Here is a 21,855-nt window from a genome sequence, read left to right as displayed (position 1 = left end):
CGCGCATGCTGAAAGTGGGCCTGACCGGCGGAATCGGCGCCGGAAAGAGCGAAGTGTCGCGGCTGCTCGTCTCGTACGGGGCCGTGCTGATCGATGCCGACAAGATCGCGCGAGAGGTCGTCGAGCCCGGAACACCGGGGCTCGCGGCCGTCGTCGAAGCTTTCGGCGAGGGCGTCCTCGCTCCGGACGGGACCCTGGACCGTCCGAAACTCGGCTCGATCGTCTTCGCCGACGCCGCCCGTCTGGCGACGCTGAACACGATCGTCCACCCGCTGGTGGGCGCCCGGTCGGCGGAGCTGGAGGGCGGGGCGGGCACGGACGCCGTCGTCGTCCACGACGTACCGCTGCTCACCGAGAACGGCCTGGCGCCCCTGTACGACCTGGTGGCCGTGGTGGACGCGTCCCCGCAGACACAGCTGGACCGGCTCGTACGGCTGCGCGGCATGACCGAGGACGAGGCGCGCGCCAGGATGGCCGCCCAGGCGACGCGGGAGCAGCGGCTGGCGATCGCGGACCTGGTGATCGACAACGACGGACCGCTGCCGGCGCTCGAGCCGCAGGTGCGCAAGGTCTGGGCGGAACTGACCGAACGGGCCGCGCGGCCGGCGCCCTGACAGAAGGCGGAAGACGGAATACAGCATACTGCCGGGGCCGTTGGAAAGGATTGAGGGGCGAGCGGAAGGATTTCAGCGTGCCCGAAAGCAGCCCGGAAACCCACATCATCGACTACCGCGCGGCGGAGCACCTGTTGGCCGCGCGTGATCCGCGCGGAGCCGTGAAACTCCTGGACTCGGTCATAGCGGCCCATCCGGAGAACACGGCGGCTCGGCTGTTGCGCGCCCGTGCCTTTTTCGCGTCGGCCCAACTGCGCTCCGCCGAGCTCGAATTCCAGCTCGTACTGGAGCGTGAGCCCGACAACGCCTTCGCTCATTTCGCCCTTGCGCGCACGTACGAGCGTGCCTCGCATGCGGACCGGGCGAAACGCCACTTCAGGCTGGCGGCGGCGCTCGACCCGAAGCCGGAGTACCTGGCGGCGGCGCGGTTCGACGCGGACGAGTGAGGCGAGTGGGCGGCCGTGCGGCCGCGCGCGTTCACGGGTGCGGCGGACGTCTTCACGGGTGCGGCGGATCGTACGGCGGGATGTCGCGGCCGGGCTGGTAGTGCGCGCCCTGACGGAGGTGGCGTACGACCGTCACCAGGTCCGCGGTGACCACGACGGCGAGGCAGCCACAGGCGACGGCCCAGCCGGTGCGGCCGGCGGCCGCGAGGGCGACCGTTCCGCCGACGGCCCAGAGCAGGCCCCACAGGCTCAGCCAGAGCCGCAGCCGGAGGGGGCTGCGTGCGGTTCTCGGTTCACTCCCGGTACGCATGATCATGATCAATCGCCTCTTCCCCACGATCCCCGCAGGCGGGTACCCGGTCCGCAGATTCACAGGCTGTCCGGCGATGAGTTCCGGGACGCGGGGCGGTCGGTATCTGTGAGAACACACGCCGCACCGCTTCCGGGGGAGACCACGATGTCCGACGCAACGACCACTGTCGCCGCCACCACCACCGCCTCCCGGGGGCCGGGTGACGCACCGGCCGCGCCGGGCCGACGCGTACGGATCACGGTGCGCGCCCTTCAGATCCTGCTGGCCCTGTTCTTCGCCGTGCCCAGCGCGGGTCCCAAGCTGGTCGGTCACTCCTCGGCGGCGGAGAGCTTCGACAGGATCGGCTTCGGCGACTGGTTCATGTACCTGGTCGGGGGCCTGGAGCTGGCGGGCGCGATCGCGCTGCTGATTCCCGTCCTGTCCGGGGTGGCGGCGCTCGCTCTCGGTGCGCTGATGGCCGGGGCGTTCTTCACCCAGCTGACGGTCTTCGACGGCGGGAACGCCGCGACGCCGTTGACCCTGCTGGTGCCGCTCGTCGCCGTCGCCTGGTCCCGCCGCCACCACAACGCGGAGCTCGTCGCACTGGTGCGTCGTCGGTCTTCGCGCTGACGGCTTTGACGGCGGCGGGGCCGCGGCACTCGTTCAGCGGCGCCCCCTTCGGCCCCAGTGGCCCCAGTGGCCGCGCCGGCTCCCGCTCTTGCCGTGCTCGTCGTGGCGGTGGGCGGACTCCTGGGCGCCCAGACTGGGCCACAGGGCGTCGCCGCCCTCGCCGTCGGCCTCCCCGCGCGGGGTCCCTCTCCGCCGTGTGGGGCCCCGACTGCTTGATCTCCTCCGCGAACCCGTCGGCGGCGGTGGCGGGTCTGTCGCGGTGTTCGGTCAATGGGGGTGCCCCTTTTCCCCGGACGACCGGATCGGTCCGGGCCGGGTGCCTCGTCCCGTGAGGTTCATGCGCACACCGTTCCCGCGCCCGCGCGGCGTCGGCCGGGGACCAGTGTCGGACCCCACCCGTAAACTCGCACGTGGACGGAGACGAGCGCGGCGAGCGGGACGCGGGATGTGCGGGACGGGGGGTGAAGCGATGGCAGGCATGGGACGACGCGCCGCGGTCTTCCTCCCCGCGGAGCTGCCGCGCGAAGGCAGGATCGCCCTCTGGGACCCCGAGGGCGGCACCCTGCCCGAGACCTCTGCCCTGCCCGAGGTTTCCGCGTTGCCCGAGACCTCCACGGAGATCACGGTCGTACGACGGCACGGGCTCCGGGGCACCGCCGTACGCCGCCACACCGTGCCCGCCGTTCTCCTCCCCCTCTCCGACGCGCTGCCGCTGCTGGTCCGGGCCCGCCACGATCCCGCAGCCCATCCCGCCGCCCGCTGCTGGGGCGCGGCGGCGCTGCACGCCCTGCACCTCGCCGCGCGGGGCCGGCTGCTGCCCGGCCTGACCTCCGGGGACCACGACGCCTGGCGTGCCGGGCCGCTCGACGCCGACGACGTCGCGCAGGTACGGGCCATCGCCGCGGCCATGCCCGCCGAGGCGCACGCGGTCCCGCTCGCCGGGCGGACACCGCTTCAGCTGCCCGACCCCGAAACCTTGGTGAAGGCGTTCCTCGACGCGGTCGCGGACATGCTGCCCCGGACGCCTTCCGCGGCGTACGCCGTGGGAGCGCCCTTCGCGGCCCGCGCCGCCCAGCACCTTCCGGAGCTGCGGGAGTGGGCGGCGGAGGTCGCGGCCGGGGTGGACGCGGGGGTGCGGGTGTCACTGCGCCTCGACCTGTCCCAGTTCCGGATCTTCGACAGCACGGACCACGACCACGGATCACCGGACGAAGCGGGCGGAGGAAGCGAGGAGACGGACAGGGCCGTCGACGGGGACGGCGGCGAGCAGCGCCGGGCGGGCGCGGCCCTGGTCCAGGTGCACAGCCTGGCCGACCCGACGCACGTCATCGACGCGGCCGCCCTGTGGGCCGACGGCGGCAGCGAAGGCTTCGGTCCCCGAGCCCGCGTCGACGCGGTGCTGGCGCTGCGCCGCGCGGCCCGTGTGTGGCCGCCGCTCGGCCGCCTCCTGAGCCGCCCGGTCCCCGACGTACTGCCGCTGTCGCAGGACGAGCTGTACGAGCTCCTGGGCCCGGCGGCGGCCAGACTCGGCGCTGCCGGCGTGGCCGTCCACTGGCCCCGCGAGCTGGCCCGTACGCTCACGGCCACCGCGGTCGTACGCCCCGCGCCCGGGTCCGCGACCGACGGCACCTCCTTCTTCGACGCGCAGGAACTCTTCTCCTTCAGCTGGCAGTTGGCGGTCGGCGGCGAGCCGCTCAGCGAGGCGGACATGGACGCGCTCGCCGAGGCGCACCGCCCGATCGTCCGCCTCCGGGACCAGTGGGTCGTCGTCGACCCGGAGCTCGTGCGCAAGGCGCGCAAGCGTGAACTGGGCCTGCTGCAGCCGGTGGACGCGCTGGTCGCAGCCCTCACGGGCAGTGCGGAGGTCGACGGCGAGCAGGTCGAAGCGGTCCCCGTGGGCGCCCTGGCCGCCCTCCGCGACCGCCTCGCGGCCGGCACCGGCGAGGGGGCGCTCGTGCCCCAGCCGCCCGGCCTCGACGCCACCCTGCGCGACTACCAGCTGCGCGGTCTCGCCTGGCTGGACCGGATGACCTCCCTCGGGCTCGGCGGCTGCCTCGCCGACGACATGGGCCTCGGCAAGACGATCACGGTCATCGCCCTCCATCTGCGGCGCGCCCGCAGCGCCCCCACCCTCGTCGTCTGCCCCGCCTCCCTCCTCGGCAACTGGCAGCGCGAAATCACCCGTTTCGCACCGGGCGTCCCCGTCCGCCGCTTCCACGGAGCGGCCCGCACGCTCCACGACACCGGCGGACCCGGCGGCGGTTTCGTTCTCACGACGTACGGCACGATGCGCACCAGCGCCCCCGAACTGGCCGCGCACACCTGGGGGATGGTCGTCGCCGACGAGGCGCAGCACGTCAAGAACCCGTACTCCTCCACGGCGAAGGCGCTGCGCACCATCCCCGCCCCCGCGCGCATCGCCCTGACCGGCACGCCCGTGGAGAACAACCTCTCCGAGCTGTGGGCCCTCCTCGACTGGACGACGCCGGGCCTGCTCGGCCCGCTCACGTCCTTCCGCGCCCGCCACGCGCGCCTGGTCGAGAGCGGCGAGGACGACGAGGCGGCCGAGCGCCTCGCCCGTCTCGTACGTCCCTTCCTCCTGCGCCGCAAGAAGTCCGACCCGGGCATCGTGCCGGAGCTGCCGCCCAAGACGGAGACCGACCACCCCGTCTCCCTCACCCGTGAGCAGGCGTCCCTCTACGAAGCGTCCGTACGGGAGTCCATGGCGGCCATCGAGGGGGCGGAGGGCATCGCGCGCCGAGGTCTCGTCATGAAGCTCCTCTCCTCCCTCAAGCAGATCTGCAACCACCCCGCGCAGTATCTGAAGGAGGACACCCGGCGCCTCACCGGCCGTTCCGGCAAGCTCGAACTCCTCGACGAGCTCCTCGACACGATCCTGTCGGAGGGCGGCTCGGTCCTGGTCTTCACCCAGTACGTGACCATGGCGCGCCTGCTCGCCGACCACCTGGCGGCCCGCGCGGTCCGTACCCAGCTCCTGCACGGCGGAACGCCCGTCGCCCGGCGCGAGGAGATGGTGGACCGCTTCCAGTCCGCCGAGGTTCCCGTCTTCCTGCTCTCCCTCAAGGCGGCCGGCACCGGACTGAACCTCACCCGCGCCGCCCACGTGATCCACTACGACCGCTGGTGGAACCCGGCGGTCGAGGACCAGGCGACCGACCGGGCGTACCGCATCGGACAGACCCAGCCCGTGCAGGTGCACCGGCTGATCGCGGAGGGCACGGTGGAGGACCGCATCGCCGAAATGATCGCGTCCAAGCGGGCGTTGGCGGACGCGGTCCTGGGCGGCGGGGAAGCGGCCCTGACCGAGCTCACCGACCGCGAGCTGGCCGACCTGGTCTCGCTGCGGAGGCCGGCATGAGCGCGAGCGGCGCCAAGCCCGGCAGCAGCTGGTGGGGCAGCGCCTGGACCGAGGCGCTCGAAGCGCTGTCGCTCGACCCGGCCCGCCTCGCCCGCGGCCGTACGTACGCCAGTGAGGGCAACGTCGGCGCCATCAGCGTGGCGCCGGGCCGGATCGTCACGTACGTACGGGGTAGCCGACCCCGCCCCTACCGCACGGAGATCCGCCTGCGCGCACTCGACGACGAGGACTGGGAACGGTTCCTGGCGACGGCGGCGGCCAACCCGGCCCACATCGCGGCCCTGCTCGACAAGGACATGCCGCACTCCCTGGTCGATTCGGCGGCCGAGGCGGGCGTGGACCTGCTGCCGGCCCCCGGCGACCTGGTGCCCTCCTGCTCGTGCCCGGACCGCGGCCACCCCTGCAAGCACGCGGCCGCTCTCTGCTACGAGACCGCCCGCCTGCTGGACGCCGACCCCTTCGTCCTGCTCCTGATGCGCGGCCGGGCCGAGCGCGACCTCCTCGACGACCTCGCCCGCCGCAACGCCGCCCTCTCCGTCCGCGAGAAGCCGGCGCCGCCGCCCTTCCCCGGCGTCCCGGCCGCCGCCGCCCTGGGCCCGCGCACACTCCCGCCGCTGCCGGGCCCGCTGCCCGTACCCCCGCACCCCGGCCACGCCTGTGGCGCGTACCCGGGCACCCGGGGCGCACCCGACCCGCTGACCCTGGACCTCCTGGTGACGGACGCGGCGGCCCGTGCCCACACGCTCCTGACCAGCGGCACCGACCCCGTCGCGACGCTCACCCCCTGGCAGGACGCGGTCCGCCTGGCGGCCGCCCAGCCCGGCTCGGGCCTGACAGCCGCCACCCGCACCCTGTACGCCGCACTCGCCCGCGCGACCGGCCGCACCCCCACCGACCTGGCCCGCGCGGTGGCCGCCTGGCAACAGGGCGGCCCGACCGGCCTGTCCGTCCTCGAAACCCCCTGGGACCCCCCGGCGGGCCCCTTCGACCGGGCCCGCCCGGCCCTGGCCGCCGCCGGCCTCCCCCGCCTGCGCCCGCACCGCAACCGCCTCGGCGACGCGGAACGCGGCATCCAGCTCCGTCTGGGCCAGGACGACCGCTGGTACCCCTACGAATCGGACCCCGGCACGGACGACTGGTGGCCGACCGGCACCCCGGACAGGGACCCGGTGGACGCGCTCACCGCGCTGCTCGACACCTGAGACGGCGCGGCGCAGTCGCCCCTGCGGTGGTCCCGCGGCCGACGAGGCGCACACGTCCACGACGGGCCGGCGGCGCTGGCGGGTGCGAGCCGCTCGCGCGGATCGGAAAGCCCGCGCGCACGGTGCACGTCGGGGTGCATGACGCGCGATGCGGCGTTTTCGCAGATCACCTCCGGCGTAGCACTGCTCCACTGCTTCTGTCCGTGCGCGTGGACGAACCGCTCGGTCAGCCGGAGGAACAGGCCGTTCGAGTGAGTCCCGGCGGCGCCGGCGGTGTTCGCCAGACGGTGAGGACCGCGTCTGTCGCGGCTGCCACCCTCGCCCGCGCCTTCCCTCTCGGTACGCCGCTCATCAGCAGCGCGTCGTACGCCGTGTCGACGTGCCGTACGGACGCCCGTACCGCCGCCGTCACCGCGCCCTCGTCCAGGGAGCGGCCCGCCGCGCTGCGGCCGACCCGGCCGCTGCCGCGTTCCGAGGTGTGGGTGGCGACCGCCCGGGCGCGGGACGGCGGGCAGGACGGGAAGAGGCGCAGGATCTCGGCGGCCAGGGCGGCGGTGAAGCGTACGTCCTCGGCCGCGCGGCGTGCCGCGTCGCGTTCGCGGCGGCGGGCGCGGGCGTCGGCGTCCGCCAGGCAGGCGGCCTCGGCACGGACCAGGGCCGCCTCCTCCACGAGGATGCCCTGGCGTTCGTACCGGGTGCGGCGCCTGTTGTGGCGGACGACGACCGCCCAGAGCGAACTGGACTCGCGGGCCCGGCGCGTGAGGGCCGCGTTGCCGCGCGGGAGGTGGACGAGGTGGCCCAGGTCGGCGCAGTCGAGGCAGTACGGGGCGTTGTGCTCCAGGACGAGGAGGGGGAGTGGGCCCCGGTGGCACTCCGCGCAGTGGAGGCGCGGTACGAGGGGAGCGACGACCACCGGCTCGGCGCCGGGCACGTCAGCGGACCCCCGGCGCCGCGGTCGCGATGAACGCGCGCACCGCCTCCTGCGCCTCTTCCGAGCGCAGCGAGCGCTCGGCCTCGTCCGTCGCCTCGTGCATGCGGTTCGTGGCTTCGAAGGCCGAGACCGCCAGGTCCACGGCGGCGTTGTCGTCGCACACCAACTGGACGCGGTAGAGCGCCTGCCGGGCGGCCACACGCAGCCGGTACGACTCCATGCGGGCCGATTCGGCGCTGTCGCTGCCCGGCGCCTCGCTCTGGCGGTGCCAGCGGTCGTTCTGGCCGCGCCGGTAGTCGACGACCGCGCCGGCGAAGGCGCTGTACGCGGAGATCCGCTCCTGACGGAGCTGTTCGGCGCGGGCCAGGGCGGCGGTGCGCTCTGCCGTCTGACGCTGGAAGAAGTGCGTCACCACCGAGCCGAGCAGGGTGCCTATGACGGCGACGAGGGCTGTCCCCATGTGCGTACTCCCCGGAAGTCCCAAATAATCGTTCGAGTGCGGGCAGGCGACGTTGTGGGCGTCGTGGACGTGGCGAAACTCAATCAGATCATCGCAGTGGAGAAAGGCGTCAAGGCCAAGGCGCAGCAGGACCTGACGGCAGCCCACCACGGGCTCCGGAAGCCGGCGCTGCTGACGGACACCTCATTCGCCGCCGATCGCCGTACCGACCGGGCCGGGGCCATGCGCGTCGAGATGCCGGTTCGATTCCGGCCCGCAGAGCTTCGATCAGGGCTCGGGGGCCGGCCATGTCCCCGGGTCCGCCTCCTTCGGGCTCGGGCGGGCCGAGGCGCGGCCGGTCGAAGCGTGTTCCCGATCTTTCGAAAACCGTCGTGCGCAACCCCTGGGGCGCGTGGTGGGTCTCGGATACGGTGAGGCGATTTCGGTGATTTCAGTGATCGCGGCGGCGGGGACTCCGATCGAATCCCTGGAATCTGCCCGGGAGTTGGAGGGTTTCGCATGGGATTCTTGGGATTCTTGGGGTTGATGCGGAGCGGTAAGCAGGTGCGGGGGCGCAAGGGCATGGTCTTTGGCGGGTGCCTGGCGGCGCTCGGCATGGTGCCGTCCGCCGCACTCGCGACGCCCGGGAGCGGAGTGAGCGGCACGGTGCTCGCCACCGGTACCTCCGCCGGGACGATGAAGGTGAAGACCAAGGGGCCCACCGATGTGGTCGTACGCACCATCACCATTGCTCCGGGCGGCTCCACCGGCTGGCACCACCACCCCGGACAGCTCATAGCCGTCGTGCAGAAGGGCACGCTGTCCCGGACGCTGGAGGACTGCTCCGTCGAGACGACGACAGCGGGCCAGTCCTTCATCGAACCGTCCGGAGTCAAGCACCGGCACATCGGGCGCAACCTGGGGAGCGAGCCTGTGGTGCTGTACGTGACCTACATGCTGCCCACCGGCAGTCCGCTCTCCGTCGACGCCGACGCGCCGGCGTGCGAGACGGGTGGGACGGGGACGGGGACGGCAGGGGAGTAGGCGACGCGTGGTGGAGGTGCTGCTCGGTGCTGCCCGGTGTTGCTCATGGGGCCGCGACTGCGGGCGTGGTGGCTGCGGCTAGGGTCGGTTGTATGACTTCGGACCTCTGGGCCTCGCTGCCCGCCGCCGTACGCGAGAAAGTCGACGAACTCGTCGTTCAGGGGCGGTCGGTCCAGGCCGTCTTCGCCATACGTTCCTCCGGCGTCACGCCGAGGCCGGGACTGCGCGCCTGTCAGGACGTGATCGCCGAGCGCGGTGTCGTGCTCGCCGACCGGTTCGACGAGCGGGGCGGGCCGGATGAGGCGGATGAGGCAGGCCGGCCCGTGCCGCCTGCATGATGGGGCTGTGCAGTTCGAAGCGATCACCTGGGAACGGTTGACCGACGCCCTCGCCGACCATCTGGGTCACAGGGGACACCTGGGACACGGGGGTGACCCGGGCGATCCGGGCCACCCGGGCAGTCCGGAGTCGGCGGCGGGCGGGGAGCCGTCGCCGTGGCTCAAGGCCGCCGTCGACGGCGCGCCCGCCGCCCGTACCGGCGAGATCGCCGGGCGCCTCGCCGAGGCGTTGCGGCTGCGCGGCCGGACGGTCGTGGTCGTCGGCGCGGAGGGATTTCTGCGGCCGGCGTCGCTCCGCTACGAGTTCGGCAAGGAGGACCCCGACTCGTACTACGACGGCTGGTTCGACGTCGGCGCCCTGCGGCGTGAGGTCTTCGGGCCCCTGGAGCCCGGCGGGACCGGGCGCGTTCTGCCCGACCTGTGGGACCCGGCCACGGACCGCGCGACGCGCAGTCCGTACGTACGGCTGCCGGCCGGTGGTGTGCTGTTGCTGCACGGGCCGATGCTTCTGCGGCACTGTTTTCCGTTCGACCTGACGGTGCATGTGCGGTTGTCCGCGGGGGCGTTGGAGCGCCGGACCGAGGAGAGGGCGAAGTGGACACTGCCCGTCTTCGCCCGTTACGAGCGGGAGGTGCGGCCGGGGGAGACCGCCGATGTGCTCGTACGGGCCGATGATCCGAGGCATCCGGCGTGGACGGGGCTGCGTGGTTAGGGCGTGTTCTGTCCGTCGGAGTCCCGGTTCGCGAAGAGGTGATGCGGGCCGTCACGGGGTGACGGGGTGCGGGGCGCCGTGGGTGCGGCGGACGCGGTGCGGGGTTCGGGGTTCGTCCGTCCGTCCACTTCCACTTCCGCCTCCACGCCGACCCTGTAGAGCCGTCCATAACTCTCGCTCTCACTCGACCGGGCAGCGCACGACACGGGCGTCCTCCCAGCCGTACCTCTGGCACCGGGCGGAAGAGGGCCCTGCCCGCCGGTCGCACGGCCGAGTCGAACACCGGCAGACGGCCACCGGAAGCGCTACGAGCCACCGCGAGCACAGCAAGCCACCGCGAGAGCGACGAGTCACATCAAAAGAGCCGGTTCACGGGAGAGGCGGTCGCCCGCCCACCACCGTCACGGCGTGCGCTCCGGCCGCGCATCCCGCCGCCGCGGCCTGCGCATCGTCCGCCCCGGCGAGGCGTGCCGCAAGGAACGCCCCGCTGAACGCGTCACCCGCGCCCGTCGAGTCCACCGCCTCCACCAGGGTGGCCGGGACGCGGTCCCGTACGCTGCCGGCTGCGGCCAGCAGCGCACCCCCGGAGCCCAGAGTGACGGCGACGAGTGGAAAACGGCGGCTCAACTCGGCTGCGGCGTCCGCCGCTTCCGGCAGTCCGGTGAGCAGCCGGGCCTCGTCCGCGTTGGGCAGCAGTACGTCCGCCCCCGCTGCCGCCTCCAGGAAACGGCCCGCCCCCAGCCCGGCGATGAACCCCGCCGACGCCGGGTCCACGCTCACCGTCACCCCTCGCTTCCGGGCCTCCAGAAGGGCGAGGCGGGCCGTCCGCCGGCTCGTATCCGCGAAGAAGAGGTAGCCGGAGAGATGGAGATGGGCGACGCCGTCCAGAAACGACGCGGACCAGTCGGCGGGAGAGAGCCGCAGGGCGGCGCCGCTGTCGGTGAGGAACGTGCGCTCGGCGGCGGCGTCGACCAGGGATATGACGGTGGCCGTCACCGCCTCCTCGTCGAGTACGACCTGCGGGCGCACCCGCGCACGCCGCAACCGTTCCTCGTGCCAGGCACCCGCGTCCGCGCCGACCCGCGCCAGCAGCCGTACGTCCGCGAGCCCCGAGTACGCCGCCCAGCAGGCCACGTTGGCACCCGCCCCGCCCGGCAGTGTCCTGATGTCCGCCGCCGTGTCGGTCGCCGGCGCGAGCGGTGCGCGGTGGCGGGCCACGACATCGGTGACCACGTCGCCGACCACCAGCAGTGCGCCGCCCGAACCGAAGCGCTTGTCCTCGGTCCCGTCCTCGTCGCCACCCTCGCTCGCACCTCCTCTCACACCTCCTCCCACGTTCCTTCCGGCACCTCCTCCCGCTGCCCGGCTCATGCCCGCGTCCACGCGGCCGCGATCTGCGCCGCCAGCCGTACGTTGCCGCGCACCGCCGCCAGATTGGCCTCCAGGGAGGCGCCCTCCGTGCCCCGCACCAGATGGTCCAGCAGGAACGGCGTGACCCCCTGACCCGCGAGTCCGCGCTCCCTGCACTCCTCCAGTGCCTGAGCCAGTACCCGGTCGTGCAGCGCCGGATCGAGCTGCTCGGCCTCCGGTACGGGGTTGGCGACGAGCAGCGCCGCTTCCGGCCCGCCGAGCGCGTCCTGGGCGCGCATCACCGCAGCCACCTCACCGGGCGTCCGCACCGTCCAGTCGACCGGTTCCCCCGAGCTGCTCAGATAGAACCCCGGAAAGCGCTCCGTGCCGTACCCGAGGATGCCGACCCCCAGCGTCTCCAGCCGCTGCAACGTCGCCGGGACGTCGAGGATCGACTTCACCCCCGCGCACACCACCGTGATCCGCGTCCGCGCCAGCAGCCCCAGATCCGCCGACTCGTCCTGCGTCTCGGTCCACTCGCGGTGTACGCCGCCGAGCCCGCCGGTGGCGAAGACGCGCAGGCCGGCCCGTGCGGCCAGGAACGCCGTCGCCGACACGGTCGTCGCCCCGTTCGCCCCCGTCGCCAGCGCCGGTGCGAGATCGCGATGACCCAGCTTGCGCACCGAATCGTCGTTCGCCACTTGTTCCAACTGGGCCTTGTCCAGGCCGACATGTGCCCTGCCGTCAAGGACGGCGATGGTCGCGGGAACGGCTCCGACGGTACGTACCACCTCCTCCAGCTCCTCCGCGACCCGCAGATTGCGCGGGCGCGGCAGGCCGTGCGCGATGATCGTCGATTCGAGGGCCACGACGGGGCGACGCCGTTCCAGCGCCTCCCGCACCTCCCCGGACAGCAGCAGCGTGGTGTCAGGCATGCCCCCATTCCTGGCGCACCGGCCGGGCCCGCAAACGTCCCGCGGCGCGTCCCTTGCGTCCGCCGACGATCACGCCGCAGCCTGTGTGGATGACAGAAACGCATCTCGATCACGTCGTGCTGTGGGTGAACGACCCCCTTGCCTCGCTGGAGTTCTACGAGAAGACCGTCGGCCTGACAGGCGTACGAGGCGCCGAGTTCGCGGAGGGCGAAGTGCCCTTCCCCTCCGTGCGCGTCTCCGCGCAATCACTGCTCGACCTCGCCCCGATCACCATGGCCGGGGCCATGGACGCCATCCCCGGCGCCGGGGGCACGGCAGGCCACCCGGTGAACCACGTCTGCCTCGCCATGGACAAGCAGGCGTTCGAGGCCCTGCACGGCCGGCTGGCGGACAGCGGCGTCGCCGTCTCGCCGTACTCCCACAACAGCTTCGGCGCTCGTGGTGCCGCTCCCCGCTCCTTCTACTTCCGCGACCCCGACGGGAACATCATCGAGGCCCGCCATTACGACGAGTGACGAGTGACGGGCAACGGGCAAGGGCGACGAGCAAGGGCTGGTGCGTGGCCTGCACCAGGCGCTTCATCTCGCCCCGCACCCGGTAGAGCCCGCCCTGCGAGGTGTGCAGCGCGTCCACGACATGGCGGGCACCGACCTGGCACACGGAGCGCGGGAACTGGACGTTCCAGGAGGGATCGCAACCGTCGGACACCACGTGGACCCGCAGCCGGCCGCCCGCCCCCCCGGACGCATTCGTCGACCACTCCGGCCCCCGGCGAAGGTACGGAACCGACCGTGGCAACGGTCGCCGTCGGCACATAAGCGGGCAGCGCCGCAGCCTGCTTGATGTCGAGGGCGACCGGCACCGAACCGGACTGGGCCGCCGAGATCGCCGCCTCGCTCGCGTCGACGCACGCCAGTGAGCCGTCGGTGGTGACGATGTACAGCTTCTCGTCGCGGTACTGCACGGACAGCGCCGAGCCGCTGCCCGTGCCGAGCTTCCACAGCCGGGTGCCGTCGGCGTCGAAGCAGTACACGGACGAGGACGAGTCACCCGCGAAGACGTAGCGGCCGCCGGGCGAGGTGGCACAGGACTACACCGACGTGTCGCACCGGTATGTCGCCTCGACCCGGCCGGTCGCCTTGGACAGCGGCTCGACGACGTGCCGGCCTGTGCCCGCGTGCACGGCGGTGTCCTCCTGCCAGCCGAACAGGACGTTCCCCGTGGTGGCGGTGTGTCACAACTCCCCACGGGAAGGCCGAGGTCTGCCGCTGTCCGTCCGCGCCGATCCGCCCGTACCGCACGGCCACGGTCGTCCCGTCCACGGTGATCTCGTAGAACTTGTGCGCGCCGCCGCCGTCCTGGGACAGCTCCAGATACGTCGTCTCCCGCGTTCCCCGCGCCGCAGCAGCGGACATGGCACACCCCTCCCCGAGGACCGTCCGTGGTGGCCGGTCTCCACTGATCCCAAAGTAGAGGCGACCACTGACAGTCGGCCCTCGGCGGGGAACCGGCATCGGCGCATGGACGCACGGCACATCACTTCTACGGCGGACTGCCCACACCTGGAACGAGCCGGACCGTACGTACGGGTTTCCTCCCGCCAGTACGGACGGCTGACCGGTACTGACAAATTCAGCGGCAATGACGCCCGCTAAGGTGGCGCGCCATGACGACAATTGATCAATCCCCCGCCTCGTTCTCCGTACACATTCCGGACGCCGACCTCCAGCCCGAGCCGCTCGACCCCGACCAGATCGTCTCCGGCGAGCCGGTGGTGACGGGCAAGGTGCTGTGGGAGTCGCCCGACGGCAAGCAACTGCGCGGCATCTGGCAGATCACGCCCGGCGTGGTCACCGACACCGAGGCCAACGAACTGTTCGTGGTGGTCAGCGGGCGTGCGACGGTCGAGGTGGACGGCGGCGACACCCTGGAGATCGGGCCGGGGGACGCGTGTGTGCTGCGCGAGGGGGACCGTACGACCTGGACCGTGCACGAGACGCTGCGCAAGGCCTACCACATCAGCCTTTAGCGGTCGGTTCCGCCGGTTCGGTCGGTTCCCCTGCTCCCATCGATGGAGTCGATCGGGTCGGCCGGGTCGGCTGTCCCGGTGGCGGCGGCCGCGCGGCTGCGGGCCGCCAGCAGGGCGAGCACGGCCATCGGCAGCAGCAGGCAGGCGCCGATCGCGTTGAGCCAGCCGTAGCCCGCCTGCGAGACGATCAGGCCGGCGGCCGCGCCGCCGATACCCGCCGCCGAGTTCATGGTCAGGTCGGACAGGCCCTGGGCCGCGGCGCGGGCGGGCTGCGGCACCGAGTCGGTGAGCAGGGCGGAGCCCGAGACCAGGCCCGCGGACCAGCCGAGGCCGAGCACGAAGAGACCGGCGGCGGTCTGGGCGTGGCTGGGGCCCGCCGTGCCGGCCAGCAGGGCGGCGAGGCACAGCAGTCCGGCCGCCAGGCCGATGACCGCGAGGCGCCCGCCCCGGTCGGACAGCCAGCCCATGACCGGGGAGAACGCGTACATACCGGCGATGTGACCACTGATGACAAGGCCGACGAGTTCCAGACGGGCTCCGTGGTGGCCCAGGTCGACCGGGGTCATCACCATGATCGAGACCATGACGGTGTGCGTGACGGCCACCGTCACCAGGGCGAGCCTGGCCCGTGGTGACGCGGCCACCGCCGCGATCCCGGCGCGCAGGGAACGGCTCTGCGCGGACTGTGACCCCTCCGGGGCCAGGGCCCTGGCGGTGAGGAGCGGATCGGGGCGCAGCAGTACGGCGACGACCAGTCCCGTGACGAGGAAGGTTCCGGCAGCCCACAGGAACGGACCCGCCGTCTCGGGTATGGAGGTGCCGGTGAAGGACCGGCCCGCCGGGGCCGCGATGTTGGGGCCGAGCACCGCGCCGATCGTCGTGGCCCAGACCACCGTCGAGATGGCGCGGGCACGCCGGTCCGGCTCCGCCAGGTCGGCGGCGGCGAAACGCGCCTGGAGGTTGGCCGAGGACGCGGCACCGAATCCGGCCATGCCGACCAGCAGCAGCGGAAAGCTCCCGATGACGGCGGCGACGACCACGAGCGCCGCGCCCAGTGCGCCGATCAGATAGGCGAGGACGAGTCCCGGGCGCCGGCCGCGCGAGGTCATCAAGGAGGCCAGTGGGATCGACAGCAGGGCCGTGCCGACGACGGAGGCGGTCGGAGCGAGTCCCGACACGGCTTCCGTGCCGCTGACCTCGACCGCCAGGACGGGCGCGAGGGCGATGCCGATGGGCACGCCGAGACCGCCCAGGATCTGGCTCACGACGAGTACGGCCGAGGTGCGCCGCTGGAGTGCGCGCAGTGCCTCGGGCCCGGGCACGGCCGCTGGCGCGGCTGTTGTGCCGGCTGTCCCGCCGGTCGTCTTGTCGGCCGTGCTCACCGTATGCACGCCTTTCCCCCGTCGGCCGCGAGCGTTGCGGCGATACGGCGGTTCGTGCTGCGCCGCTTCTCGTCGGACACCTTGGGCAACAGCCCCTCCCGGAGGGAGAGCGCGGTTTTGCGCAGCCGCATCATCCCGGCCGGGCGGCCGGGCAGCCAGAAGCGCAAGCGGGCCCCGCCGCCGCCCTTGCTGAGGTGTACGCGCGCGATGCCGCCCAGCGGCATGATCGCGCGCTCCACCCGCTGGAGCATCGGACCGACACCGGCGGCCCGGCCCGCAGGCAGGTCCGACAGGTCGTAGGGGCCGCGCGGCTGGAGCATCACGAGCGCGGGCAGTCCGAGCAGTCCGGAGGAACCCGGGGCCATGTCCACCCGCCCGTGCTCGTCCGCCCCCAGCACGTCCTCCACCGGCCGTCCGCACACCCCGCGGTCCTCGGGCCCGTCCTCGCCGTCGCGCGGGGGCTCGGGCAGCACGGGCGCCTGGAGGGGCTTGACCCGCATCTCCCCCTTCACCGGGGAGGTGTCCCCGGTGACAAAGGAATCCTCGGAGACCGGCAGGCTCTCACCGATCGGCAGACGGTCGGCGAAGGAACCGGATCCTGGCTCGTGCGCGGCAGGGAGGGCAGTCACCGCCGCAGTGTGCCAGCCCTTACGAACGTACGGAACCGAGAAAACCTCCGCGAAGTCCGCCCCGGCTCAGAACAGTGGTCGCGGCAGCACTCCTTCGAGAGCCAGCAGCGCCCGTTTGGTCTCCAGGCCGCCGCCGAACCCGCCGAGCCCGCCGTCGCTCTCCACCACCCGGTGGCAGGGCACCACCACGGGCAGCGGATTCGACCCCATCGCCGCGCCCACCGCCTGCGCCGCACCGGGCTGCCCGACCCGCCCCGCCAGATCGCCGTAGCCGACGACCGTGCCGTACGGAACACCGGTCGCCAGCTCGCGCAGCACCTGCCGGTTGAATCCGGAGGTGAGCGACCAGTCCAGCGGCAGGGTGAAGTCGCGCAGGTCACCCGCGAAGTACGCCGTGAGCTGCCGTATGGGCTCGGCCAGCCGCGCGGAGGCCGGTGCCTGCGCCACCTCGGCGCCCAGCCGCGCCCGCAGCCGGCCGAGCGTCTTCTCCCGCACCTCGGGACCGGCGTGGAAGACCACGCACACCAGCCCCTCACCGGTGGCGGCGAGCAACAGCGACCCGACGCCGCTGTCGCCACTGCCGACGACCGCCCATTCCACGAACTGCCCGTCGCTGTCCATGCGCACCACGGTACGGCCGGGCACTGACAGCCCGGCCGGTTCCGGACCTCACCGGCCGACGGCGTCCCGGACGATGTCGGGGTTGTTGGTGATGATCCCGTCCACGCCGAAGCCGTCGACCCGCGCCGCGGCCGCCGCCGTGTTCACCGTCCAGGTGTTGACCTGGAGCCGCTTGCCGTGTGCGCCCTTCAGCTTGTGCACGGCTGCCACGTAGTCGGCCGTGAGCGAGGTGTGCGTCGGGTTGATCTGGTCCGTGAACTCCGCGTACTTCGGCAGGTCGGCGACCGGGGGCGTACCGAGGAAGCCCGTCCTGACGTCGGGCCGCTGCTCGTGCACCGTCTCCACGCTGTCCGCTCCGAAGCTCTGGATGACGAGCTTGTGCTTGACGTGGTGGCGGTTCAGCCAGCCCTCCTCGCGCAGTACGCGCAGGGTGTCCTTCTCGATGCCCGGGTAGATCTCGGGCTTCTTGATCTCCAGGAGCAGCTTCTGGCGGTTGTGCTCGACCCGGTTCACGTACTGCTTCAGGGTCGGCACGCGCGCGCCCGTGAACTGCGGGCCGAACCAGCTGCCCGCGTCCAGCGCGGCGATCTCCGCCGCGGTGAAGTCCTTGACCTTCCAGGGCGACCGGCCGGGGAACACCTGTTCCACGTTGGTGGTCCTGGCGAGGCTGTCGTCGTGCACGACCACCAGTTCGCCGTCCTTGGTGCGGTGGACGTCGTTCTCGACCCACGCGAAGCCCATCCGGTCGGCCAGGTCGACCGCCGCCAGCGTGTTCTCGGGCGCGTACGCGGAAGCGCCCCGGTGGGCGATGACGGTGGGCTCGTCGTGGGGGCCGGCGGCAGTGGCTGTCTGTGCGGCCGTACCGGACAGCAGCAGTGCGGCGGCGCCCAGGAGTGCGGCGGCCCTGGCCGAGGCGGTGCGTGCGTACACAAGGACTCCTCACATCGAGTGATCACAGACAGTCCGAGAGTGACAGCAAATGACCAACGATGGACAGGCGAAGGATGGCCACGAAATGAACGAAACCACCCGTGTCGCGTCGCACCGCAGTCTTGCCCTCCATGAATTGCTGAAAGAAGGTGTGCGGGCCACCCGGCCCGGCCTACTCTCGCCCGACCGGGCCTCCGTACCACCGGCAGGGCTCTCTCCCCCCAGCCACCGCAGCCGAAGGGCACACAGGGCATGCAGGGCACTGTCGACGGATTCAGCCACGGCCTCGTCACCCCGGTCGCGGCGTACCTCATGGCGTGCCTCGGCGGCGCGCTCGGACTGCGCTGCATCGCGCGCTCGCTCATGCACGAGCGCGGCTGGAAGCCCGGCTGGCTCGCGCTCGGTGCGACCGCCATCGGCTCGGGCGTCTGGACCATGCACTTCATCGCGATGACGGGCTTCACGGTGCAGGAGACCCCGATCACCTACGACGCCTCCCTGACGTACGCCAGTCTCGGTGTCGCCGTCGTCATGGTCGGCATCGGCGTCTTCATCGTCGGGTACCAGGGGGCCACTCCGATGGGCCTGGTCACGGGCGGCGCCGTCACCGGCCTGGGGATCGCTTCCATGCACTACCTCGGCATGGCCGGAATGCGTCTGCGCGGCCGGCTCGAGTACGACACCCTCACCGTCGGGCTCTCCGTGGTGATCGCGGTGGTGGCCGCGACCGCCGCGCTCTGGGCCGCCGTTTCGATCCGCGGGCTCCTGCCCGGCCTGGGTGCCGGCCTCGTCATGGGCCTCGCCGTGAGCGTCATGCACTACACCGGCATGGCGGCGCTCAGCGTCCATCTCCACGAGTCCTCGGGCGCCGTCGGCGGCGAGGCGTCCCTCCTGCTCCTCGCGCCCATGCTGATCGGTCCGGTGATCTTCCTGTTCCTGGCGGGCGCGGTCGTGATGTTCGATCCGCTGATGCTGAGGGCACGCCCCGGCCGGCAGCGTCCGGCCGGAGCGGACGCCCTGCGCCCGGTCCCGGACGCGGCCTCGCGGCGCCGGTGACCCGGCCCGATCGCCGCGTGAGTGTCGGTGCCGGGCCGTACGGTTGATGCATGCGGCCCGTTTCCAAGATCGAACGTACGGTGGCGCCCTTCGAGGTCGTCAGTTCCTACCAGCCCAGCGGCGACCAGCCGGCGGCCATCGCCGAGCTGGAGCGGCGCATCCGCGCAGGTGAGAAGGATGTCGTCCTGCTCGGCGCGACCGGCACCGGCAAGTCGGCGACCACCGCCTGGATGATCGAGAAGCTTCAGCGCCCCACGCTCGTCATGGCGCCGAACAAGACCCTCGCCGCCCAGTTGGCCAATGAGTTCCGCGAACTCCTGCCGAACAACGCCGTCGAGTACTTCGTCTCCTACTACGACTACTACCAGCCCGAGGCGTACGTCCCGCAGTCGGACACCTACATCGAGAAGGACTCCTCGATCAACGAGGAGGTCGAGCGGCTGCGCCACTCCGCGACGAACTCGCTGCTCACCCGCCGCGACGTCATCGTGGTCGCCTCCGTCTCCTGCATCTACGGCCTCGGTACGCCGCAGGAGTACGTGGACCGCATGGTGCCCCTGAAGGTCGGCGAGCAGATCGACCGCGACCAGCTGCTGCGCCGCTTCGTCGACATCCAGTACACCCGCAACGACATGGCCTTCACGCGCGGCACCTTCCGGGTCCGCGGCGACACCGTCGAGATCTTCCCGGTCTACGAGGAACTGGCCGTCCGCATCGAGATGTTCGGCGACGAGATCGAGGCCCTCTCGACCCTCCACCCGCTCACCGGCGAGATCATCAGCGAGGACCGGCAGCTGTACGTCTTCCCGGCCAGCCACTACGTCGCCGGACCCGAGCGCATGGAGAAGGCCGTCAGGGGCATCGAGAAGGAGCTGGAGGAGCGGCTCGCCGAGATGGAGAAGCAGGGCAAGATGCTGGAGGCCCAGCGTCTGCGCATGCGCACCACGTACGACCTCGAGATGATGCGCCAGATCGGCAGCTGCTCCGGCATCGAGAACTACTCGATGCACATGGACGACCGCGCGCCCGGCACCGCGCCCCACACCCTCATCGACTACTTCCCCGAGGACTTCCTGCTGGTCATCGACGAGTCGCATGTCACCGTGCCGCAGATCGGCGCGATGTACGAGGGCGACGCGTCCCGCAAGCGGACCCTCGTCGACCACGGCTTCCGGCTGCCGTCCGCCCTGGACAACCGCCCCCTGAAGTGGGAGGAGTTCCAGCAGCGGGTGGGCCAGGCGGTCTACCTCTCGGCCACCCCCGGCGCGTACGAACTCTCGCGCTCCGACGGCTTCGTGGAGCAGATCATCCGTCCCACCGGTCTCATCGACCCCGAGGTGGTCATCAAGCCAACCGAGGGCCAGATCGACGACCTGGTGCACGAGATCAGGAAGCGCACCGACAAGGACGAGCGCGTCCTGGTCACGACCCTCACGAAGAAGATGGCCGAGGACCTCACCGAGTACTTCCTCGAACTCGGCATCCAGGTCCGCTACCTGCACAGCGATGTCGACACCCTGCGCCGCGTCGAGCTGCTGCGCGAGCTGCGCGCCGGTGAGTACGACGTCCTGGTCGGCATCAACCTGCTCCGCGAGGGCCTCGACCTGCCCGAGGTCTCACTGGTGGCCATCCTCGACGCCGACAAGGAAGGCTTCCTGCGCTCCGGAACCTCCCTGATCCAGACCATCGGCCGCGCGGCGCGCAACGTCTCCGGCCAGGTCCACATGTACGCCGACAGGATCACCCCGGCGATGGAGAAGGCCATCGACGAGACCAACCGGCGCCGGGAGAAGCAGATCGCGTACAACACGGAGCACGGGATCGATCCGCAGCCGCTGCGCAAGAAGATCAACGACATCGTCGCGACGATCGCGCGCGAACAGGTCGACACCGAGGAGCTCCTCGGCTCCGGTTTCCGGCAGGCGAAGGACGGCAAGGGCGCCAAGGCTCCGGTCCCGGCGCTCGGCGGCAAGGCGGCCAAGGCCGGCGGCAGGGCGGGCAAGAAGGGCGAAGTGCTCACCGACCGCCCGGCAGCCGAACTGGCCGCGCTCATCGAGGAGATGACCGAACGGATGCGGGCGGCCGCCGCCGAGCTGCAGTTCGAGGTGGCCGCGCGGCTGCGCGACGAGGTGGGCGAGCTGAAGAAGGAGCTGCGACAGATGAGGGAGGCGGGGCAGGCCTGACGGGACGGCACCTGGTGTGTTGCAAGACCGACACGAAGTACCCGCGGGTTGTGTCGGCCTCGGCGTGACTGCGTAGGGTGCTGGACAGCCGCACACACGGGCGGCGGTGGCGTTTGTGGAGAGGGGACAGCGCGTGACGGTCAACATGACCAAGGGTCAGGCCATCAGCCTGCAGAAGAGCGACGGGGGCACCCTGACCGCTGTGCGCATGGGGCTCGGGTGGCAGGCCGCGCCGCGTCGCGGGCTGTTCGGCTCGCGCACCCGGGAGGTCGACCTCGACGCCTCGGCGGTCCTGTTCGCGGACAAGCAGCCGGTCGACGTCGTCTTCTTCCGTCACCTCGTCAGCGACGACGGCTCGGTGAAGCACACCGGTGACAACCTGGTCGGCGGCGCCGGTCAGGGCGGGGACGACGAGGCGATCCTCGTCGACCTCCAGCGTGTGCCGGTCCACATCGACCAGATCGTCTTCACGGTGAACTCCTTCACCGGCCAGACGTTCCAGGAAGTGCAGAACGCGTTCTGCCGCATCGTCGACGAGACCAACGGCCAGGAGATGGCCCGTTACACGCTCGACGGCGGCGGCCAGTACACCGCCCAGATCATGGCCAAGGTGCACCGCGCCGGCGCCGGCTGGAAGATGACGGCCATCGGCAACCCCGCCAACGGCCGCACCTTCCAGGACCTGATGCCGTCGATCCTGCCGCACCTGTAAG

At 72.0% G+C, this 21,855-nt stretch carries 23 protein-coding genes and 2 pseudogenes; 14 read left to right on the top strand and 11 right to left on the bottom strand.

Annotated features, from left to right (window positions below; translation table 11 throughout):
• Nucleotides 1–5: 5 nt before the first annotated feature.
• Nucleotides 6–614 carry a dephospho-CoA kinase gene (gene coaE / locus ABD374_RS26210; protein ID WP_344498079.1) on the top strand — a complete coding sequence of 203 codons (609 nt, stop codon included), beginning with the start codon at nucleotides 6–8 and terminating at the stop codon, nucleotides 612–614.
• A gap of 77 nt (nucleotides 615–691) precedes the next feature.
• Complete coding sequence (locus ABD374_RS26205; protein WP_344498077.1) at nucleotides 692–1,060, top strand: tetratricopeptide repeat protein; 369 nt, start codon at nucleotides 692–694, stop codon at nucleotides 1,058–1,060.
• A gap of 52 nt (nucleotides 1,061–1,112) precedes the next feature.
• On the opposite strand, the gene ABD374_RS26200 is transcribed toward ABD374_RS26205, so the two are convergent.
• On the bottom strand, nucleotides 1,113–1,370 hold the full coding sequence (locus ABD374_RS26200; protein WP_344498430.1) for a DUF6343 family protein: 258 nt from the start codon (nucleotides 1,368–1,370) through the stop codon (nucleotides 1,113–1,115).
• 147 nt (nucleotides 1,371–1,517) lie between these two features.
• Between ABD374_RS26200 and ABD374_RS26195 the strand changes: the two genes are divergently transcribed.
• The 3 genes from ABD374_RS26195 to ABD374_RS26185 all read left to right on the top strand — a co-directional run bounded on the left by ABD374_RS26195 (nucleotide 1,518) and on the right by ABD374_RS26185 (nucleotide 6,563).
• Nucleotides 1,518–1,982 (top strand): DoxX family protein, encoded by a 465-nt coding sequence (locus tag ABD374_RS26195; protein ID WP_344498075.1) that lies wholly within the window; start codon nucleotides 1,518–1,520, stop codon nucleotides 1,980–1,982.
• A gap of 478 nt (nucleotides 1,983–2,460) precedes the next feature.
• Complete coding sequence (locus ABD374_RS26190; protein ID WP_344498074.1) at nucleotides 2,461–5,361, top strand: DEAD/DEAH box helicase; 2,901 nt, start codon at nucleotides 2,461–2,463, stop codon at nucleotides 5,359–5,361.
• The gene (locus ABD374_RS26185; RefSeq protein WP_344498073.1) at nucleotides 5,358–6,563 is read left to right on the top strand and encodes an SWIM zinc finger family protein; all 1,206 of its coding nucleotides are present in this window, start codon (nucleotides 5,358–5,360) and stop codon (nucleotides 6,561–6,563) included. The genes ABD374_RS26190 and ABD374_RS26185 overlap by 4 nt, the downstream gene beginning before the upstream one ends.
• Before the next feature lie 226 nt (nucleotides 6,564–6,789).
• On the opposite strand, the gene ABD374_RS26180 is transcribed toward ABD374_RS26185, so the two are convergent.
• Both ABD374_RS26180 and ABD374_RS26175 read right to left on the bottom strand, forming a co-directional pair.
• On the bottom strand, nucleotides 6,790–7,494 hold the full coding sequence (locus ABD374_RS26180; RefSeq protein ID WP_344498072.1) for a DUF2293 domain-containing protein: 705 nt from the start codon (nucleotides 7,492–7,494) through the stop codon (nucleotides 6,790–6,792).
• 1 nt (nucleotide 7,495) lies between these two features.
• A complete protein-coding gene (locus tag ABD374_RS26175; protein WP_344498071.1) occupies nucleotides 7,496–7,954 on the bottom strand; it encodes a hypothetical protein in 459 nt (152 codons plus the stop codon).
• On the opposite strand from ABD374_RS26175, the gene ABD374_RS34905 reads away from it, so the two are divergent.
• The 4 genes from ABD374_RS34905 to ABD374_RS26160 all read left to right on the top strand — a co-directional run bounded on the left by ABD374_RS34905 (nucleotide 7,898) and on the right by ABD374_RS26160 (nucleotide 10,027).
• On the top strand, nucleotides 7,898–8,368 hold the full coding sequence (locus tag ABD374_RS34905) for a DUF7873 family protein (protein WP_486388636.1): 471 nt from the start codon (nucleotides 7,898–7,900) through the stop codon (nucleotides 8,366–8,368). The genes ABD374_RS26175 and ABD374_RS34905 overlap by 57 nt on opposite strands.
• 111 nt (nucleotides 8,369–8,479) lie before the next feature.
• Nucleotides 8,480–8,977 carry a cupin domain-containing protein gene (locus ABD374_RS26170; RefSeq protein ID WP_344498070.1) on the top strand — a complete coding sequence of 166 codons (498 nt, stop codon included), beginning with the start codon at nucleotides 8,480–8,482 and terminating at the stop codon, nucleotides 8,975–8,977.
• Between the two features lie 92 nt (nucleotides 8,978–9,069).
• Nucleotides 9,070–9,315 (top strand): hypothetical protein, encoded by a 246-nt coding sequence (locus ABD374_RS26165; protein ID WP_344498069.1) that lies wholly within the window; start codon nucleotides 9,070–9,072, stop codon nucleotides 9,313–9,315.
• Nucleotides 9,316–9,322: 7 nt separating this feature from the next.
• Nucleotides 9,323–10,027 carry a nucleoside/nucleotide kinase family protein gene (locus ABD374_RS26160; RefSeq protein WP_344498068.1) on the top strand — a complete coding sequence of 235 codons (705 nt, stop codon included), beginning with the start codon at nucleotides 9,323–9,325 and terminating at the stop codon, nucleotides 10,025–10,027.
• Between the two features lie 369 nt (nucleotides 10,028–10,396).
• Here ABD374_RS26160 and ABD374_RS26155 read toward each other — a convergent pair whose 3' ends face one another.
• A complete protein-coding gene (locus ABD374_RS26155; RefSeq protein ID WP_425577353.1) occupies nucleotides 10,397–11,398 on the bottom strand; it encodes a carbohydrate kinase family protein in 1,002 nt (333 codons plus the stop codon).
• Complete coding sequence (locus ABD374_RS26150; RefSeq protein ID WP_344498067.1) at nucleotides 11,395–12,312, bottom strand: pseudouridine-5'-phosphate glycosidase; 918 nt, start codon at nucleotides 12,310–12,312, stop codon at nucleotides 11,395–11,397. Before ABD374_RS26150 ends, ABD374_RS26155 begins: the two co-directional genes overlap by 4 nt.
• A gap of 89 nt (nucleotides 12,313–12,401) precedes the next feature.
• Here ABD374_RS26150 and ABD374_RS26145 point away from each other — a divergent pair, with 89 nt between their 5' ends.
• Nucleotides 12,402–12,827 carry a VOC family protein gene (locus ABD374_RS26145; RefSeq protein ID WP_344498066.1) on the top strand — a complete coding sequence of 142 codons (426 nt, stop codon included), beginning with the start codon at nucleotides 12,402–12,404 and terminating at the stop codon, nucleotides 12,825–12,827.
• Nucleotides 12,828–12,879: 52 nt separating this feature from the next.
• Here the strand turns inward: ABD374_RS26145 and ABD374_RS26140 are convergent.
• Together ABD374_RS26140 and ABD374_RS26135 are read right to left on the bottom strand one after the other, a co-directional pair.
• Nucleotides 12,880–13,546: pseudogene (locus ABD374_RS26140) on the bottom strand (WGR domain-containing protein); the annotation flags it as partial.
• A gap of 28 nt (nucleotides 13,547–13,574) precedes the next feature.
• Nucleotides 13,575–13,727 (bottom strand): annotated as a pseudogene (locus ABD374_RS26135) (WGR domain-containing protein); the annotation flags it as partial.
• A 251-nt stretch (nucleotides 13,728–13,978) separates the two neighbouring features.
• Here ABD374_RS26135 and ABD374_RS26130 point away from each other — a divergent pair.
• The gene (locus ABD374_RS26130; RefSeq protein WP_344498065.1) at nucleotides 13,979–14,341 is read left to right on the top strand and encodes a cupin domain-containing protein; all 363 of its coding nucleotides are present in this window, start codon (nucleotides 13,979–13,981) and stop codon (nucleotides 14,339–14,341) included.
• Here the strand turns inward: ABD374_RS26130 and ABD374_RS26125 are convergent.
• The 4 genes from ABD374_RS26125 to ABD374_RS26110 all read right to left on the bottom strand — a co-directional run bounded on the left by ABD374_RS26125 (nucleotide 14,338) and on the right by ABD374_RS26110 (nucleotide 17,903).
• Nucleotides 14,338–15,663, bottom strand: a complete 1,326-nt coding sequence (locus ABD374_RS26125) for an MFS transporter (protein ID WP_344498426.1) — start codon at nucleotides 15,661–15,663, stop codon at nucleotides 14,338–14,340. The two genes, ABD374_RS26130 and ABD374_RS26125, sit on opposite strands and share 4 nt — an antisense overlap.
• Before the next feature lie 56 nt (nucleotides 15,664–15,719).
• Entirely contained in the window at nucleotides 15,720–16,352 is a 633-nt protein-coding gene (locus tag ABD374_RS26120; protein WP_344498064.1) for a hypothetical protein, read from the bottom strand.
• 66 nt (nucleotides 16,353–16,418) lie between these two features.
• Complete coding sequence (locus ABD374_RS26115; protein WP_344498063.1) at nucleotides 16,419–16,973, bottom strand: methylated-DNA--[protein]-cysteine S-methyltransferase; 555 nt, start codon at nucleotides 16,971–16,973, stop codon at nucleotides 16,419–16,421.
• Nucleotides 16,974–17,021: 48 nt separating this feature from the next.
• The gene (locus ABD374_RS26110; protein WP_344498062.1) at nucleotides 17,022–17,903 is read right to left on the bottom strand and encodes a glycerophosphodiester phosphodiesterase; all 882 of its coding nucleotides are present in this window, start codon (nucleotides 17,901–17,903) and stop codon (nucleotides 17,022–17,024) included.
• Between the two features lie 252 nt (nucleotides 17,904–18,155).
• Here ABD374_RS26110 and ABD374_RS26105 point away from each other — a divergent pair, with 252 nt between their 5' ends.
• The 3 genes from ABD374_RS26105 (at nucleotide 18,156) to ABD374_RS26095 (ending at nucleotide 21,854) form a co-directional block, all read left to right on the top strand.
• A complete protein-coding gene (locus tag ABD374_RS26105) occupies nucleotides 18,156–18,959 on the top strand; it encodes an MHYT domain-containing protein (RefSeq protein WP_344498061.1) in 804 nt (267 codons plus the stop codon).
• A gap of 50 nt (nucleotides 18,960–19,009) precedes the next feature.
• On the top strand, nucleotides 19,010–21,142 hold the full coding sequence (gene uvrB / locus ABD374_RS26100; RefSeq protein ID WP_344498060.1) for an excinuclease ABC subunit UvrB: 2,133 nt from the start codon (nucleotides 19,010–19,012) through the stop codon (nucleotides 21,140–21,142).
• Nucleotides 21,143–21,275: 133 nt separating this feature from the next.
• The gene (locus tag ABD374_RS26095; protein ID WP_344498059.1) at nucleotides 21,276–21,854 is read left to right on the top strand and encodes a TerD family protein; all 579 of its coding nucleotides are present in this window, start codon (nucleotides 21,276–21,278) and stop codon (nucleotides 21,852–21,854) included.
• Nucleotide 21,855 lies beyond the last annotated feature (1 nt).

This window comes from Streptomyces enissocaesilis, from assembly GCF_039533765.1.
GTDB lineage: Bacteria > Actinomycetota > Actinomycetes > Streptomycetales > Streptomycetaceae > Streptomyces > Streptomyces enissocaesilis.
Note: the sequence above shows the minus strand (reverse complement) of the source record. Positions and strands in the feature narration are given on the sequence as shown.

What these genes read in the sequence shown, in the direction of transcription:
- ABD374_RS26175 (WP_344498071.1), bottom strand. Translation starts at nt 7,954, where the DNA reads ATGGGGACAGCCCTCGTCGCCGTCATAGGCACCCTGCTCGGCTCGGTG.
- ABD374_RS26130 (WP_344498065.1), top strand. Translation starts at nt 13,979, where the DNA reads ATGACGACAATTGATCAATCCCCCGCCTCGTTCTCCGTACACATTCCG.
- ABD374_RS26200 (WP_344498430.1), bottom strand. Translation starts at nt 1,370, where the DNA reads ATGCGTACCGGGAGTGAACCGAGAACCGCACGCAGCCCCCTCCGGCTG.
- ABD374_RS26105 (WP_344498061.1), top strand. Translation starts at nt 18,156, where the DNA reads ATGCAGGGCACTGTCGACGGATTCAGCCACGGCCTCGTCACCCCGGTC.
- ABD374_RS26195 (WP_344498075.1), top strand. Translation starts at nt 1,518, where the DNA reads ATGTCCGACGCAACGACCACTGTCGCCGCCACCACCACCGCCTCCCGG.
- uvrB (WP_344498060.1), top strand. Translation starts at nt 19,010, where the DNA reads ATGCGGCCCGTTTCCAAGATCGAACGTACGGTGGCGCCCTTCGAGGTC.
- ABD374_RS26165 (WP_344498069.1), top strand. Translation starts at nt 9,070, where the DNA reads ATGACTTCGGACCTCTGGGCCTCGCTGCCCGCCGCCGTACGCGAGAAA.
- ABD374_RS26115 (WP_344498063.1), bottom strand. Translation starts at nt 16,973, where the DNA reads ATGGACAGCGACGGGCAGTTCGTGGAATGGGCGGTCGTCGGCAGTGGC.
- ABD374_RS26145 (WP_344498066.1), top strand. Translation starts at nt 12,402, where the DNA reads ATGACAGAAACGCATCTCGATCACGTCGTGCTGTGGGTGAACGACCCC.
- ABD374_RS26190 (WP_344498074.1), top strand. Translation starts at nt 2,461, where the DNA reads ATGGGACGACGCGCCGCGGTCTTCCTCCCCGCGGAGCTGCCGCGCGAA.
- ABD374_RS26170 (WP_344498070.1), top strand. Translation starts at nt 8,480, where the DNA reads ATGCGGAGCGGTAAGCAGGTGCGGGGGCGCAAGGGCATGGTCTTTGGC.
- coaE (WP_344498079.1), top strand. Translation starts at nt 6, where the DNA reads ATGCTGAAAGTGGGCCTGACCGGCGGAATCGGCGCCGGAAAGAGCGAA.
- ABD374_RS26185 (WP_344498073.1), top strand. Translation starts at nt 5,358, where the DNA reads ATGAGCGCGAGCGGCGCCAAGCCCGGCAGCAGCTGGTGGGGCAGCGCC.
- ABD374_RS26155 (WP_425577353.1), bottom strand. Translation starts at nt 11,398, where the DNA reads ATGAGCCGGGCAGCGGGAGGAGGTGCCGGAAGGAACGTGGGAGGAGGT.
- ABD374_RS26150 (WP_344498067.1), bottom strand. Translation starts at nt 12,312, where the DNA reads ATGCCTGACACCACGCTGCTGCTGTCCGGGGAGGTGCGGGAGGCGCTG.